Source organism: Methylophaga sp. UBA3603 (assembly GCF_002375335.1).
Lineage (GTDB): Bacteria > Pseudomonadota > Gammaproteobacteria > Nitrosococcales > Methylophagaceae > Methylophaga.
Window position 1 is genome coordinate 287,414 of sequence record NZ_DFMC01000007.1, and the last position, 14,674, is coordinate 302,087.

Annotated in this window: 13 protein-coding genes and 1 tRNA gene; 6 read left to right on the forward strand and 8 right to left on the reverse strand. The window is 47.6% G+C overall.

All coding sequences use genetic code 11. The annotated features are described in order from the left end of the window. Window position 1: 1 nt before the first annotated feature. From ispE to B4F66_RS05105, 3 genes are read right to left on the reverse strand one after another with little or no spacing between them, the layout of a single operon-like run. Window positions 2-847 carry a 4-(cytidine 5'-diphospho)-2-C-methyl-D-erythritol kinase gene (gene ispE, locus B4F66_RS05095; protein ID WP_292354462.1) on the reverse strand — a complete coding sequence of 282 codons (846 nt, stop codon included), beginning with the start codon at window positions 845-847 and terminating at the stop codon, window positions 2-4. Further along, on the reverse strand, window positions 844-1,443 hold the full coding sequence (gene lolB / locus B4F66_RS05100) for a lipoprotein insertase outer membrane protein LolB (RefSeq protein WP_292354461.1): 600 nt from the start codon (window positions 1,441-1,443) through the stop codon (window positions 844-846). The genes ispE and lolB overlap by 4 nt, the downstream gene beginning before the upstream one ends. Further along, a complete protein-coding gene (locus B4F66_RS05105; protein WP_292354459.1) occupies window positions 1,440-3,215 on the reverse strand; it encodes a tetratricopeptide repeat protein in 1,776 nt (591 codons plus the stop codon). The genes lolB and B4F66_RS05105 overlap by 4 nt, the downstream gene beginning before the upstream one ends. 122 nt (window positions 3,216-3,337) lie before the next feature. Between B4F66_RS05105 and hemA the strand changes: the two genes are divergently transcribed. After that, window positions 3,338-4,597 carry a glutamyl-tRNA reductase gene (gene hemA, locus B4F66_RS05110; protein WP_292354456.1) on the forward strand — a complete coding sequence of 420 codons (1,260 nt, stop codon included), beginning with the start codon at window positions 3,338-3,340 and terminating at the stop codon, window positions 4,595-4,597. 3 nt (window positions 4,598-4,600) lie between these two features. Further along, complete coding sequence (gene prfA, locus B4F66_RS05115) at window positions 4,601-5,689, forward strand: peptide chain release factor 1 (protein ID WP_014705722.1); 1,089 nt, start codon at window positions 4,601-4,603, stop codon at window positions 5,687-5,689. 11 nt (window positions 5,690-5,700) lie between these two features. Here prfA and hemF read toward each other — a convergent pair whose 3' ends face one another. Genes hemF through purD form a run of 4 tightly spaced genes read right to left on the reverse strand, consistent with a single transcriptional unit; the run spans window position 5,701 to window position 9,396 of the window. Further along, window positions 5,701-6,618 (reverse strand): oxygen-dependent coproporphyrinogen oxidase, encoded by a 918-nt coding sequence (hemF, locus tag B4F66_RS05120; RefSeq protein ID WP_292354451.1) that lies wholly within the window; start codon window positions 6,616-6,618, stop codon window positions 5,701-5,703. Beyond that, window positions 6,615-7,169 (reverse strand): L-threonylcarbamoyladenylate synthase type 1 TsaC, encoded by a 555-nt coding sequence (gene tsaC, locus B4F66_RS05125; RefSeq protein WP_292354449.1) that lies wholly within the window; start codon window positions 7,167-7,169, stop codon window positions 6,615-6,617. Before tsaC ends, hemF begins: the two co-directional genes overlap by 4 nt. Before the next feature lie 33 nt (window positions 7,170-7,202). Continuing rightward, window positions 7,203-8,075, reverse strand: coding sequence for a phosphoribulokinase (locus B4F66_RS05130; RefSeq protein WP_292354448.1), 873 nt, complete (start codon window positions 8,073-8,075; stop codon window positions 7,203-7,205). 28 nt (window positions 8,076-8,103) lie between these two features. Beyond that, window positions 8,104-9,396, reverse strand: coding sequence for a phosphoribosylamine--glycine ligase (gene purD / locus B4F66_RS05135; RefSeq protein WP_292354446.1), 1,293 nt, complete (start codon window positions 9,394-9,396; stop codon window positions 8,104-8,106). A 177-nt stretch (window positions 9,397-9,573) separates the two neighbouring features. Between purD and B4F66_RS05140 the strand changes: the two genes are divergently transcribed. The 4 genes from B4F66_RS05140 (at window position 9,574) to B4F66_RS05155 (ending at window position 13,583) form a co-directional block, all read left to right on the forward strand. Then, entirely contained in the window at window positions 9,574-10,245 is a 672-nt protein-coding gene (locus B4F66_RS05140) for an LOG family protein (protein WP_292354444.1), read from the forward strand. A gap of 86 nt (window positions 10,246-10,331) precedes the next feature. Then, window positions 10,332-11,705, forward strand: coding sequence for an oxygen-independent coproporphyrinogen III oxidase (gene hemN / locus B4F66_RS05145; RefSeq protein ID WP_292354442.1), 1,374 nt, complete (start codon window positions 10,332-10,334; stop codon window positions 11,703-11,705). Between the two features lie 5 nt (window positions 11,706-11,710). Then, window positions 11,711-13,444, forward strand: a complete 1,734-nt coding sequence (locus B4F66_RS05150; protein ID WP_292354440.1) for a chloride channel protein — start codon at window positions 11,711-11,713, stop codon at window positions 13,442-13,444. A gap of 52 nt (window positions 13,445-13,496) precedes the next feature. Continuing rightward, window positions 13,497-13,583 (forward strand) — tRNA-Leu (locus B4F66_RS05155). A 50-nt stretch (window positions 13,584-13,633) separates the two neighbouring features. On the opposite strand, the gene B4F66_RS05160 is transcribed toward B4F66_RS05155, so the two are convergent. Further along, window positions 13,634-14,494: an aldo/keto reductase gene (locus tag B4F66_RS05160; protein WP_292354438.1), complete on the reverse strand. Its 861-nt coding sequence runs from the start codon at window positions 14,492-14,494 to the stop codon at window positions 13,634-13,636. Window positions 14,495-14,674 lie beyond the last annotated feature (180 nt).

Below are 14,674 nucleotides of genomic sequence, written 5' to 3' on the forward strand. Positions count from 1 at the left end.
TTCAATCGAAGTCTTGAGCACAAAAACTCAACGGTGATTTGTTGCAGCCTTTGGCAGTAAAAGCATGCCAATGTTCCGGCACATGTTCTAAAACATTTTCAGCCGCAGTGGCTGAGTCAAAGCGGGCAAATACACAAGACCCTGTTCCGGTCATACGTGGATTGGTGGCATATTGTGCCAACCATGCCAGTGCTTGTGCAACTGGTGGATGCATTTTTTTCACCACCGATTCGCAAATGTTACTGCCTTCCCCCGCAAGGAAGCCCGCTATTGTGATGGGTTCACAATCGCGTGTCAATTCAGTTGCGGAAAATATTTCAGCGGTGGAGACGGCGCATTGGGGAAAGATAACTAAATACCAAGGTTCTGGTGGATCAATTTTAGTAAAAATTTCTCCTACACCCTCGGCCCACGCCGCGTGACCTCGCACAAAAACCGGCACATCTGCGCCTAATTGCAACCCCAGACCCGCTAATTGATCTTCTGATAAATCACATTGCCAAAGCTTATTCAGCGCAACGAGGGTGGTGGCGGCATCGGAACTGCCTCCTCCCAGACCACCTCCCATCGGCAGATTTTTTTCCAGTTGGATAACAGCACCTGAATGACAATTGCAGGTTGATTGTAAAAGCCGGGCGGCTTTTACAATCAGATTATCCTGATCTGCAACGTCTGGCAGATCGCCTTGTAAGGTGATTTGCGAATCTTCGGTGACGGTAAATTTTAATCTGTCGCCATAGTCAAGAAACTGAAATGCCGTCTGTAACTCATGATATCCATCTGGCCGTCTGCCGGTGATATGTAAAAACAGATTCAGTTTTGCCGGTGCAGGCCACCATTCATTCATTTACCAGCTTTCCATCCATTCATTACCAGACGAATACTTAACTGCGGATGTTCGATAAAGATCTTCGCCGGCACATCATTGCCTTCCAACGGCGCATAATCAACAAACTCCACTTGCCACCCTGCCTGGGAAAGCGTAATTAAGCGGCCTTTTTCATCCAGGGTTTTCTCATCAATCTTGATAGGGGCATGCGGCAAGCCTCTGACCCAGTCACGCAAGGCACTGACCGGTAATAACCAGCCCAGCACTTCTGCAAGAAGCTCTTCCGGTGTAGCAGCAGAATAGGTTTCACCATCAGAAAAAGTCATGGTGACCAGTTTGTCATTACCGGCTAACTCCACTCCCCCTTGAGAAAAGGGACCAAACAAGCGGATATTGAATTCTTCCTTCTGCTGTTGCCAGGTCACGCCGACATTCCAGCCTTCTTTGTCCTGACGAATAACCGTGCGACCTCGAAATGACCAGTTATCCATTTGTTTTAACGCCGTCTGACGGGTTTCCCACAACTGTTCAGCTGGTTCTAATGGTTTTGTCTGCCAGAATGGGGTACAGGCCGTCATCAACAGCAAACTGGTTACTACAAGAAGCTGTTTCATTTGGTCAACCGCTGCAGGGTCTCCTGAAGGACTTTGTTATTCGGATCCAGTTTCTTCCCCTGCTCCCAATACTTTCTGGCTTCATTTTTTTTATTCTGCATCCACAGCACTTCACCCAGATGGGCAACAAACTCCACATCGGCCTGAATCTCCACTGCCTCACGCAGGTAATATTCAGCTTTTTCCAAATCACCCATCCGGTAATACACCCATCCCAGGCTATCGAGGTAATAAGGATCATTAGGCCGCAGTTCCAAAGCTTTATTGATTAACTGCAAAGCTTCTTCATGTCGATCAGTACGATCGGTCAGGGTATAACCCAAGGCATTCATCGCCTGAGCATTTTCCGGGTCAATTTTCAGAATAGTGCGCAGATCTTGTTCCAGCATCTCCAGCTTGCCAATCGATTCGGCCACCATGGCGCGACTGTATAACAGATCCTGATTGCCCGGATGATTGGTCAGGGCTTCCGTTAACAACTCAACAGACTCTTCCGGCATGTCGTGATCCCGCAAAAAAGCGGCTTCAAACAAATAAAAATCAATGGCCTGCTGAGGACGTTCCTGACGCAGCAATTGCAGATGCTGTCGTGCTTTATCAATATCACCTTGATCGGCCAATAAATTGATATAACGGGTTTGCGCCATTTCAAAACGCTGGCTGTCTGTTGGCACTGAGGCGAACCAGACCAAAGCAGAATCCACATTGCCATTCATTTCTTCGGCAAGCCCCATAAAATAGCTGGCCTGACCACCGGCATCACCCATTTGTAATAACTGACTGAAATACGACTTGGCGGTTTCTCCATCATCGCGTTCCAAAGCCAGTAATCCCAGCGCAAAAATCACATCCGGGTTTTCCGGACTCTCCAAATGCAATTCTTCAAAAATGCGCTTTGCCTTTTCCGATTCGCCACTTTCCCCTAACAGTTTTCCATAGGTGAAGCGTAAGGACTCACTTGCCCCATCGCGCTGAGCTGCTTTGGCAATTAACTTTAACGCTTCTTCTTTTTTATCAAAGGTTTGCAGTAAATCCGCTTTAAGGCTCAGATAAGCTTCGTTGTTTGGGTCTTCTTCCAACAATTCATCGACGGCGATTTCAGCTACATCAAAGCGCTGGAAATAAGCCGCTAATCGGGCATAGGTAAAGCGAGCAGCCGGATCATCATTTTTATACAGGTCCAATTCCAGAATCGTCTGCAAACCTCTTTCCGGATCTCCCTTCTCGCTTAAATTGGCGGCTAGGCTTTCCAGATATTTTTCTTTGTTCTCCGGCTCCAAAGCGAGCGCTTTGTTTATGTTCACAACGACTTCGGCATAATTATCTTCCATTAATAAAAATGGAACCCGCATCACATAGACCTCGGCCTCTTCCGGGGAGACTTCCTGCCATCGGGTCAATGCCCGGTCAATACGTTTGGGATCTCGTGAAAATGTCGAAATTCGTGCGGAACGTCCCGCCAGTTCGGGAGAATCGGTTAATTCTGCTGCCTGGTTATATAAATCGACCGCAATATCAAGTTGACCGCGCTGACCCGCAATTTCGGCGGTAAGCACGTAATAAATCAGTTCTGGAGTCAAAGGCAAATCCAATTCCGTCTGCGCAGTTTCCACTGTCTCTGCTTCGTTTACTTCCACTGGCTGCAGGGGAGTTTTTTCGTCTGATTGCTTAGCTGTAGCGGCGCATCCAAACAGTAAAATAGGTATCATCACCCAGGCCGCCGATGAGGCGAACTGTTTTGAATGACCGCGTAACTGTTGCAATAAATCCATAATTCAACGACCTGACTGATTGAGTTTGATAGAATGGCGAATTAGTCTTGTCCAGACCGAGATATAAGACAACTTAGCTCACGGCTGCAAAGTTTAACAGCATACAACACGACTCCTTAATTATGCATCTTGTCACTTACGGCATTAATCACACAACCGCACCGGTTAATGTGCGCGAGAAGCTTAGCTTTGATGCTGATAAATTACCTTTGGCTTTAGCGTCACTGATGCTGAATGAAAGCGTGATTGAAGCAGTCATTGTCTCAACCTGCAACCGTACCGAAATATACTGTCATCTAGACGAAGATTATGACAATAGTGTCCTGTTATGGTTGCATAACTTTCAACAACAGGATGCCAATGCCCTCAAGTCCTATCTCTATTGTTACGAAGGTGCTGATGCGGTAAGACATTTATTTCGGGTCGCCTGTGGTCTGGATTCGTTAGTTTTAGGCGAACCGCAGATTCTCGGTCAGTTAAAAACCGCCTACACCCAGGCCCTTAACGCAAAGGCGCTGGGGAAATCGCTGGGACGTTTGTTTCAACATGCTTTTGGCGTAGCCAAGCAGGTGCGTACCGATACCGCCATTGGCAACAGTCCGGTTTCAGTCGCCTTTGCTGCTGTCAGTCTGGCAAAACAAATCTTCAGTAATCTGGCCGAATCAACCGCCCTGCTAATCGGTGCCGGCGAAACCATCGAACTGGTCGCCCGTCATCTGTTTGATAATGGTATCAAGCGTCTGATTATTGCCAATCGCACCGTTGAGAAAGCCCATCTTCTGGCAACCTCGGTAAATGGATACGCGATTAGTCTGAGTGAAATTCCGGCCCACCTCGCCGAAGCAGATATTGTGATCAGCTCCACCGCCAGCCAGCTGCCCATACTTGGCAAAGGTACGGTCGAAAGTGCATTAAAGCTGCGCAAACGTAAACCGATTTTTATGGTGGATATTGCGGTTCCACGGGATATCGAAGCAGAAGTTGGACAGCTTGAAGACATTTATTTATATAGCGTTGATGATCTGCATGACATTATTGAAGAAAATCTGCAGTCACGGCGTGATGCTGCCAAGCAGGCAGAGGAAATCATAGACACGCAGGCCGATCACTTTGCCGGCTGGATGCGCAGTCAGGATACCGTACCGGTAATTCGGTCGATTCGTGAGCGCGGACAGATGCTCAGCACCCAGGCCGTTGATAAAGCCCTGCGTCAGCTGGAACAGGGTGCGAGTGCTGAAATGGTGATGACTGAACTGGCCCGAACCCTGACCAACAAACTGTTACATGAACCCAGTAGACAACTGCGGCAATCAGCATTTGAATCAGATGAAAATAATCCGATGATTGATGCTGCCCGCCGTTTATTTAACATTAAGGATTGATCTGTGAAAGATTCCATCAGGCATAAACTTGAAGCATTAGTTGATCGTCATGAAGAGATCAGTGGCCTGCTATCTGATCCGGAAACCATGGCCAATCAGAACAAATTTCGCACTTTATCGCAGGAATATGCACAGCTGGAGCCAGTTGTTAAACACTTTGGCTTATATCTGCAAACCTTGAGTGATTTGAAAGACGCTCAAGCAATGATGCAAGAAAGTGATCCGGAAATGCGTGAAATGGCCAAGGAAGAATTGGCCATTGCCGAAGAAAAGCAGGAACAGCTTGCCATTGATTTGCAGAAATTGTTGTTACCTAAAGATCCAAATGATCAACGTAATATCTTTCTGGAAGTCCGCGCCGGTACCGGTGGTGATGAAGCCGCCATTTTCTCCGGTGATTTATTTCGAATGTACACGCGTTATGCTGAGTCACGTCGCTGGCAGGTTGAAGTGCTCAATGCTCAGGAAGGCGAGCATGGTGGTTATAAAGAAATCATCGCCCGTATTGTTGGTGATGGTGCCTACTCACGGTTGAAATTTGAATCCGGCGCCCATCGGGTGCAACGGGTTCCGGAAACAGAATCGCAAGGACGGATTCATACCTCAGCCTGTACGGTAGCGATTTTGCCGGAAGCCGATGAAATCGATCAGATTGAAATCAACCCGGCCGATATCAAAATGGATACCTTCCGTTCATCCGGTGCCGGTGGCCAGCACGTTAATACTACTGATTCCGCCGTACGTATCACACACATTCCAACCGGCATTATCGTTGAGTGTCAGGAAGAACGTTCACAGCACAAAAACCGCGCCAAAGCGATGTCCGTTTTGCAATCACGCATCATGGCGGCGAAAGAGGAAAAACAAGCCTCCGAACAGGCCGAAACCCGCAGATTGTTAGTCGGTAGCGGTGATCGCAGCGAACGTATCCGTACCTATAACTATCCACAAGGCCGCATTACCGACCATCGAATCAATTTAACGTTATATAAATTGGATGAAGTCATGTCAGGTCAACTGGATCAGGTCATTGATCCGTTAATCAGCGAATACCAGGCGGATCAGCTGGCATTATTGTCTAAGGATTCCTAGGATCAAAAGACCTAGGTTTTAGCTAGCCAATCCTGAGGTTGGAGGTAGTAATCATATAACTTGGCTTCCGCCGAGCCCGGCTCGGGTTGCCAGTTATAGCGCCATTTGACCAATGGCGGTAACGACATCAGGATCGACTCGGTACGTCCACCCGACTGCAAACCAAACAAGGTGCCGCGGTCATAAACCAGATTAAATTCCACATAACGACCACGACGATACAGCTGAAAGTCACGCTGTTCTTCGGTATAGCTTAACTCTTTGCGACGCTCGACGATTGGTAAATACGCTGCGGTGTAGCTGTTGCCAACGCTTCGCAACAAACCAAAGCAATGTTCAAAATCCGGCTGATTCAAATCATCAAAAAACAGCCCGCCAACCCCCCGCGGTTCGTTGCGATGCTTGAGAAAGAAATACTCATCACACCACTTTTTGTAATCATCGTATACCGTGTCACCAAAAGGGTCGCAGGCATTTTTAGCTGTTTGATGCCAATGAATAACATCGTCATCAAAGGTGTAATAGGGCGTCAGATCATAACCACCACCAAACCACCAGATAGGTTCTTCACCGGCTTTTTCAGCAATAAAGAAACGTACATTGGCATGGGAGGTTGGTACATACGGGTTATGTGGATGAATCACCAGCGATACGCCCATCGCCTGAAAACTGCGCCCGGCAAGTTCAGGCCGACTGGCCGTTGCTGATGGCGGTAAGTTATCACCGCTGACTTCGGAGAAATTGACCCCTGCCTGTTCAAACACCGCCCCGTTATTTAAAACCCGGGTTCGTCCCCCACCACCGGCTGGGCGCTGCCAGTCATCTTCAGCAAATTTCTGTTTGCCATCTGAATTTTCAACCTCTTTACAGATAGCATCTTGTAGAGTGAGTAAATACTCACGTACGGCATTAATATCCGGCCCACTCATCGCAGTACTTCTCCCGTTACTGCATCCCGAATAGTGGATGGCTTGTTAGCTCCGCCCAATGCCCCGGGAAGCACATAATCCAGTTCAGGTAACTGCCAATGCACTTGATGAACATTTTTGGCAGGTCGCAACCCGGTAATATTGGCACTGCTGGAAACCAGCGGTCCGCCAAATCTGCGGCATAGTTCTGCCGCTAAGGGATGTGCTGTTACTCTGACCGCCAGTGTGTCTCGGCCACCGGTTAATAAGGGAGAAACCGAAGAACGAACCGGCAATAACCAGGTGTTTGGGCCGGGCCAGCTCTGAGTGACTTTGGCGAGAATGTCAGCAGATAACGGCTGGATAAAATCCTGCAATTGGTTGAAGTCTGATGCAATCAGAATCAGGCCTTTTTCCAAGGGGCGACGCTTCATCATCAATAATCTGATAATGGCGGTTTCGCTCGAGGGATCACAGCCAACGCCAAACACTGCTTCGGTAGGATAGGCAATTACCCCATCCTCCTGCAAAGCAAGGCAGGCCTGTCTTAATTGCCAGTTAGAAAAATTCATATTCGGTGCAGATCGCTACTTTTAAAAGATAAATTAACCACGTTGCCGTTTTTTCTGCATCATTTCTTCAACAAACGGCATCAAAATAATTTCAATGGCCAGACCCATTTTGGTTCCGGGCACGACCATATTATTGGGTCGTGACATAAATGAATCTTTCAGCATTGAAAGGTAATACGGAAAATCTGCCATCTTAGGATCTTTAAAACGGATAACACACAGACTTTCATCCGGGGTGGGAATTTCCCGCATAACAAACGGGTTGGAGGTATCAATTAATGGCACCCGCTGAAAATTGATATGGGTGCGGGAAAACTGAGGCGTAATGTGGTGAATGTAATCCGGCATACGCTTCAAAATAATATCGACAACGGCATCCTGAGAATATCCACGGTTGGAACAATCACGTTTGATCTTCTGGATCCACTCGATATTGATAACCGGCACCACACCAATTAACAGATCGGTATATTGGGCGATATTCACTTCATCGGTAACCATACCGCCGTGCAGCCCTTCGTAAAACAGAAGGTCACTGTCATTATCCAGCTCTTCCCACTCTGTAAATGTTCCGGGTGGTTGATTGAATTTAACGGCTTCGGTTTCGTCGTGAATGTAATAGCGTTTTTCGCCACGGCCGGTTTCTGAGTAGGTCTGAAACAATCTTTCCAGCCGATCGAGACAATTGGCTTCAGGACCGAAATGCGTCATCGCGCGACCTTCGGCTTCCGCCTGAGCCACAGCGGCAAGCATCTCTTCACGATTATATCGGTGAAAGCTGTCGCCCTCGATAACAGCAGGCTTAACATTGGTACGACGAAAAATATCTTCAAATGCATGTTTTACATTCGAAGTGCCTGCGCCGGAAGAACCTGTAACTGCAATAATCGGATGGGATACAGACATTCCGCCTTCTCCTTAAAGTCGCAATTTATCAGCCTTTCTGTTGCTCACGGGCAACTGCACGATAGGCAATATCCGTTCGATAATAGGCATCCTGCCATTGAATCTTTGCGACTCCAGCATAAGCCTGTTGTTGAGCAGCAGCAACACCTTCACCCAGAGCGGTCACACATAAAACACGGCCACCAGCGGTGACAACTTTATCTTGATCAAATGCTGTACCGGCGTGGAATACACGGGTATCAGCTGAATCCACGACATCCAATCCGCTAATCACATCGCCTTTTTTATAGCTGTCCGGATAACCACCAGCAGCCATGACGACACCCACGGCAGCACGGGGATCCCACTCAGCGGTGACTTGATCCAGTCTTTTATCCAATGCTGCTTCACATAACTCGACTAAATCGGAAAGCAAACGCATCAAGATAGGTTGGGTTTCCGGGTCACCAAAACGGCAGTTATATTCCACCACTCGTGGCGCACCCGTTTCATCAATCATTAATCCGGCATATAAAAAGCCGGTGTATGGGCGACCATCAGCTGCCATACCTTTAACGGTAGGCTCGATAACTTCACGCATCACTCGATCAAAAACGCTATCTGTCACTACCGGAGCAGGCGAATAGGCGCCCATACCACCGGTATTGGGTCCTTTATCACCATTATCGCGAGCTTTGTGATCCTGTGAAGTTGCCAGCGGCAGGATATGTTCACCATCGACCATCACAATAAAGCTGGCTTCTTCGCCGGTCATAAATTCTTCGATAACCACACGATGACCGGCTTCCCCAAAGGCATTCCCGGACAACATGTCTTCAACTGCAGCAATCGCTTCTTCAACCGTCTGCGCGACGATAACGCCTTTACCGGCAGCTAGACCATCAGCTTTCACAACGATAGGCGCGCCACGCTCCAGAATGTATTCAATGGCATTGGAGATATTGGTAAAGACTTGATAGGCAGCAGTAGGAATTTGATGACGGGCCAGAAAATCTTTGGTGAACGATTTGGAAGCTTCCAGCTGAGCGGCGTCCTTGCTCGGACCGAAACAGCGTAACCCGGCTTTTTCAAAGGCATCGACGACACCCTTAACTAATGGAATTTCAGGGCCAACAACGGTTAAACCGATATCATTTTGCTGTGCAAAGGCCACCAGCGCATCAATATCATCAACCGCGATGTCGACATTGCTGACACCTGCCTCATTTGCGGTTCCCGGATTGCCTGGGGCGACAAAAACTTCACTGCAACGCGGTGATTGTTTCAGTTTCCAAGCCAGCGCATGCTCACGACCGCCACTACCAATGACCAGAACTTTCATTATCTTGTTGCCACACCTGCTGAAATAAAGCGGCAATGATACCGTAGATGACTGTATAACCAAACATTAATACATGGTTATGACATACCCAAGTCAGCTTATATAAGGCATGGATTGTAACTGTGGCGGCTTTTCATTATTGTGATGTTCAGCCTTTGCCAAGTGAGAAAAATACAAGTGGAAGATTTAAAAACATCGGAAGCCTGGCGCGTCTTCCGCATTCAATCTGAACTGATTGACGGTATTGAAACCCTTAATGGGCTTGGTCCCGCCGTATCCATCTTCGGTAGTGCGTGTTTAACAGAAGACTCTCCGTATTATCAGGCGGCCAAACAGGTTGCACTGTCACTTTCCCAGGCAAAGTTTTCGGTTATTACCGGTGGAGGTCCCGGCATTATGCATGCTGCCAATGCCGGTGCGTTCAAACAGGGGGCACATTCGGTCGGCCTCAATATTGAACTGCCGATGGAACAAAAACCCAATCCGAATCAGGATATCAGCCTGAGTTTTCGCTATTTTTTTGTTCGCAAACTGATGTTTGTTAAATCCTCAATGGGCTATGTAGTATTTCCCGGTGGTTTCGGTACTTTGGATGAATTCTTTGAAGCATTAACCCTTATCCAAAGCCGCAAAATCCGCCACTTTCCGGTTATTTTGTATGGCTCAGAATACTGGATAGGACTGATTGACTGGCTTCGGGCTGAAGTGCTGCGGATGGACTGTATCAAGGAAGACGATCTGAGTATTTTCCATTTGGTTGATAAACCCGAAGAGGTCTTACCAATTATTCAGAAACATTTTGCTGATTTAGGGGCTCATCCGGAAGACGATCAACGCTTCCCAGTCTGATCTGGATCAAGAAAGCGTGTATTAGCCATCCACGGTAAAAATTGGCTGTTTATAATCATCGCCCAACTGTTTTACAGGGCTTTGCTATGCAAAATCAGCTGATCGTGAACCGCCAACTTATCCAGAAATACGATACGGCCGGACCGAGATACACCTCGTATCCCACCGCATTGGAGTTTGATGAAACCTTTAAAACAAAGGAATTCATCGAACACGCCGAGTTATCCAACCAGCGCGGCGGGCCACTGTCTCTGTATTTCCATTTACCGTTTTGCGATACCGTGTGTTTTTATTGCGCCTGCAACAAAATCATCACCAAAAATCGCGATCATGCTGCGCCATATCTTGAAAACCTCTACAAAGAACTGGCCCTTAAGGCCGCATTAATTGATACCAGCCGTCCGGTGACGCAACTGCACTGGGGCGGTGGCACACCGACATTTATAAGCGAACAGCAAATGCAGGATCTGATGACTGAAACCCGTCGGCATTTTCATATTGCTGACGATGCCGATATCTCGATTGAAATTGATCCCCGTGAAGCTAATGCCGATACCATCGCGTTGTTAAAGAAAATAGGCTTTAACCGTATCAGTCTGGGCGTGCAGGATTTTGATGCGGCCGTGCAAAAAGCGGTTAATCGCATTCAATCCGAGGCCGAAACCATGGCGGTCATAGATGCCGCCCGCCAGCATCAGTTCCGCTCGATCAGCATCGATTTGATTTACGGCCTGCCGCTGCAAACGTTATCCGGCTTCAATACTTCGCTCGATAAAATCATCGCTGCCGATCCTGATCGTATCTCATTATTTAACTACGCCCATATGCCAAAGTTGTTTAAAACTCAGCGTCAGATTAAAAGTGAAGACTTACCTACTGCAGAGCAGAAATTGAGCATTTTGCAACTGTCGATCAATAAATTAACGCAGGCCGGTTATCAATATATTGGTATGGATCACTTTGCCAAACCGGACGATGAGCTCAGTCTGGCCCAGGAACAAAATCGGTTACATCGTAATTTTCAGGGCTATGCCACTCACGCCGAATGTGATCTGATCGGCTTTGGTATCACTTCGATTGGCAATATCGGTGATGCTTATGCACAGAATGTAAAAACCCTGCTCGAATACGACACTCTGCTCAAGCAAAATCAGTTACCGTTAATGCGTGGCATCAGCCTTTCAGAGGACGACAAACTGCGACGTCAAATCATTACCCGTTTAATCTGTGATTTTGAACTGAGCATTGTAGAAATCGAACAGGAATACGGCATCCAATTTAAAGAATACTTTGCCGATGCCTACCCTCAGATCGAACAATTTGCCGAAGATGGCCTGTTGCAGTATAACTGGAAAAACATTGTGGTCTTACCAGCTGGTCGCTTGTTAATCCGTAATATCTGCATGGCGTTTGATAAATACAGTCAACAAGCAAAACAGCGATTTTCCAAAGTTATATAGGGCTGATGCTGGAAAAAATCCGACAGTATTTCATATTTGGTAGATTAGGCGTAAAGCTCTATGTGCTCGCCGTTATCACCGGATTATTGGCCAGCCTTGCCATCATCCTGCTCAGACTCACCATTGAACATGGTCAAATGCTGCTATTGCCCTCCGGTGAAGTCGAAGGCTTTGCCAGCCTGCCCTGGTGGGGTCTTTTGGGCCTGCCTATTGTCGGCGGCCTGCTTATCGGTTTACTGTTTCGCGGATTAACTCAAGAACAACGCACCACCGGCATCCTCCATGTTATCGAACGGCTCTCCGCTTATGAAGGCCGCCTCCCCTGGCAAAATGCCGTTCGCCAATTTATCGGCACCAGTATTGCCATCATCACCGGTCATTCCGTTGGTCGTGAGGGTCCCGGTGTGCATCTGGGTGCCGCCAGCGGCAGCTTACTGGCAAATGGTCTGGAGTTACCCAACAACAGTGTTCGGATTTTGGTGGCATCAGGCACAGCGGCGGCCATAGCCGCCTCATTTAACACACCGATTGCCGGAGTGATTTTCGCCATGGAAGTCATCATGATGGAATATTACATCGCCAGTTTTATTCCGGTGATTCTTGCTTCCGTCACCGGCGCAGTGGTCTGCCGGCTGACCTTTGGTGACGATACGGTTTTTATCAACCTCAGCGCCGAGATGCAGTCACTATGGGAACTGCCCTACATCATATTCCTGGGTCTCGTTATCGGTGGTTTAGCCACCATTGCGTTAAAAACACTGACGCTGTTTACTAATCTATACACCAATCACCCGTCATGGTTACGGCCGGTTTATGCCGGAATTTTAATGGGCTTGTGCGGCATGATGGTGCCGGAAGTGATGGGTATGGGCTACGGCATTATCGGCAGTATTTCCGCCAATGATATTGCCATCGGCACGCTGGTCATCATCATGGTGATGAAACTGCTGTTATCTTCTGCCACCGTCGGTTTAGGCATCCCGGCCGGAGTCATTGGGCCGACCATGGTCGTCGGCGCCTGTGCCGGCGCAATATTAGGTTACTTTGGCCAGATCCTATTGCCTGAATATGCTTCATCAATGACCTTTTATGCCGTGTTAGGCATGTGCGCGATGATGTCTGCCACCCTGAAAGCCCCGCTTGCCGCATTAATGGCCATGCTGGAACTCACCGGCAACCCGGAAATCATTCTGCCGGGCATGCTCGCCATCGTCTTTTCCAGTCTGATTACGCACGATTATTTCAAACAGGAGCCACTATTCGTCAATATGATGCGAGTAAAAGGTCTGGATTTTCGTAATGACCCTATCTCGCAAACGCTTCGTAAAATCAGTGTTGGCGCCGCGATGCAACGCAATATCGCTGTATTGAATCAGACAATCAATCGCGATTTGGCCCTGCATACACTTGAAAACAACCCGGAATGGATTTTAATCACCAAAGAACGCAATCCGATTGCCTTGATGCCCGCCAGCGACCTGGCCAGAGCGGTGAGCGTAAAAGAAGACGAAGATGAGTCAGAAATCGATTTGATGCAAATCCCGGCAACCAGACGCAATGTACATAAAATCTCATTGCATACCAGCCTGCATGAAGCCTATCAGGCGCTTGATAAATATGAAGTAGAGGCGCTTTACGTCAGTCGACAGAGCACCCCAATGATCGACCGTATTTATGGGATTTTGACCCGGGAAATGATCGAAAGCCATTACCAATTACCCCCTTCCACCAGAAAATAAGCGAATTGGGTGTGAACAATTGTGAAATCTTGTTTATAATGTGCGGCTTGCTGCCCGGGTGGTGAAATTGGTAGACACAAGGGACTTAAAATCCCTCGACTTTGCGGTCGTGCCGGTTCGATTCCGGCCCCGGGCACCATCAGAAATATCTAAGCCTCGATACTGAAAAGTGTTGGGGCTTTTTTGTTTTCAATACTTAGTGGTGCTTAAAGCCGTAAAGTCTTCGTCTGATAGTTCAAAATCACCAGCTTTTACGTTCTCTTCCAAATGATTCACCTTGCTGGTGCCTGGAATGGGAATAATTACTGGGCTGCGTTTTAACAGCCAAGCCAGCACAATTTGATTCGGAGTGGCATCGTATTTCGCGGCAATGGTTTTGAGTATTGAAGCGGACTCTGCCAGTGCATTTTTTGCCAAGGGGTACCAGGGGATGAAGCCAATACCCTGTTCGGTACAGTAATCAACGACCTCCTCGTATTGCCGCATCTTCAGGTTATATTGATTCTGTACCGTACTGACCTTGAAATACTTCTGAGCTGCAATAATGTCGTCGACACCCACTTCACTTAAGCCGACATGCTTAATCAGCCCCTCATTCTGAAATTCCTGCACAGCTGCGAATTGTTCGTCCCGAGGAACTTTGGGATCAATTCGATGTAACTGCCACAAACCGATCTGTTCTACATTGAGCCTTCGCATACTCATTAATACGCATTGCCTCAAATATTCTGGCCTTCCAAGTGGCGCCCAGATATTCTCACCATGCCGGGTTAAACCAGCTTTCGTTGCAACCAAAATGCCATCATATGGATACAATGCTTCACGAATTAAATCTTCACTGACATTAGGGCCATAACTATCTGCTGTATCAATAAAGTTGATGCCTAATTCTGGTGCCCTTTTTAACACTCGAAGGCATTGCTGACGATCTTCTGGTTCACCCCATATGCCAGGCCCGGTAACTCGCATAGTTCCCAAACCTATACGGTTAATTGAATACTGCCCGAGTTGGAATGAGGCTTGCTGTACAAGTGAATTGGTTTTAACCATGAGCGACTCCGACTAATTGCTTTTCTTGATGTTAACATGTCTGATTAGCCATCTATTTTTACGATGGATTTAGCCTTGCTCATAATGCACAGTTCGTATCTGCATCAGATTTACTCTCGTTAAGCTTGTTAAAGCATAGATTACATCAACTTGATAGCCTCAATTCAGTTGAGATCACAG